This window comes from Alteromonas sp. DY56-G5 (assembly GCF_041414725.1).
In the GTDB taxonomy this organism is placed as follows: Bacteria; Pseudomonadota; Gammaproteobacteria; order Enterobacterales; family Alteromonadaceae; genus Alteromonas; species Alteromonas macleodii.
Genome location: NZ_JANHZQ010000120.1, coordinates 1 through 1214, shown reverse-complemented (window position 1 = coordinate 1214; position 1214 = coordinate 1). Strand labels below are relative to the sequence as shown.

The following is a 1214-nucleotide window of genomic DNA, read 5'->3' as shown; positions in this document are numbered from 1 at the left end:
TCCGAGGCTCTACCTAAATAGATTTCGGGGAGAACCAGCTATCTCCCGGTTTGATTGGCCTTTCACCCCCAGCCACAGGTCATCCCCTAACTTTTCAACGTTAGTGGGTTCGGTCCTCCAGTTGATGTTACTCAACCTTCAACCTGCCCATGGCTAGATCACCGGGTTTCGGGTCTATACCTAGCAACTAAACGCGCAGTTAACACTCGCTTTCGCTACGGCTCCGTTATTCACTTAACCTTGCTACTAAATATAAGTCGCTGACCCATTATACAAAAGGTACGCAGTCACCACGAAGGGCTCCCACTGCTTGTACGTATACGGTTTCAGGTTCTATTTCACTCCCCTCACAGGGGTTCTTTTCGCCTTTCCCTCACGGTACTGGTTCACTATCGGTCAGTTAGGAGTATTTAGCCTTGGAGGATGGTCCCCCCATATTCAGTCAAGATAACACGTGTCCCGACCTACTCGATTTCACTGTAAAGAATCCGTCGTGTACAGGGCTATCACCTTGTATCGCTCCTCTTCCCAAAGGATTCCACTAAATTCAATACAGCTTAAGGGCTGTTCCCCGTTCGCTCGCCGCTACTAGGGGAATCTCAATTGATTTCTTTTCCTAAGGGTACTTAGATGTTTCAGTTCCCCTCGTTCGCCTCGTTACACTATGTATTCATGTAACGATACCTGTAAACAGGTGGGTTTCCCCATTCGGACATCTGTGGCTCAAATGCATTTTGTCGGCTCACCACAGCTTTTCGCAGACTTACACGTCCTTCATCGCCTCTAACTGCCAAGGCATCCACCGTATACGCTTCGTCACTTAACCATACAACCCCAAACAGCCTTTTGACTTCTGTCTAAGTTACGTTGCATGAATGACAAGCTAATCGGAAGAATTGCCTTGCTATCAATAAATTGATAACAAGCAATTCAGTCAAGTAGAGTAAAAAGTACGTCTTTCGACTTCTCAGTTACTCAATTTTGATTGATTACTATTAATATCAGCTTTCCAAATTGTTAAAGAGCACAGTGCTTAATTCAAAACACTTAGGTTTGATCTTAAATCAAAGCTAAGGGCTTTTATTTAAGTCATCTTTAAATATAAACAAGACTATCTGTGTAGGCACTGCATCAAGTGCGTCTTTCGACGTAATGGTAAGGAGGTGATCCAACCCCAGGTTCCCCTAGGGTTACCTTGTTACGACTTCACCCCA

2 rRNA genes are annotated in these 1214 nt (G+C 44.9%); both read right to left on the bottom strand.

The features are described from left to right. Positions 1-826, bottom strand: a 23S ribosomal RNA gene (locus NO989_RS21800); the annotation flags it as partial. 330 nt (positions 827-1156) lie between these two features. Next, positions 1157-1214, bottom strand: a 16S ribosomal RNA gene (locus tag NO989_RS21795); the annotation flags it as partial.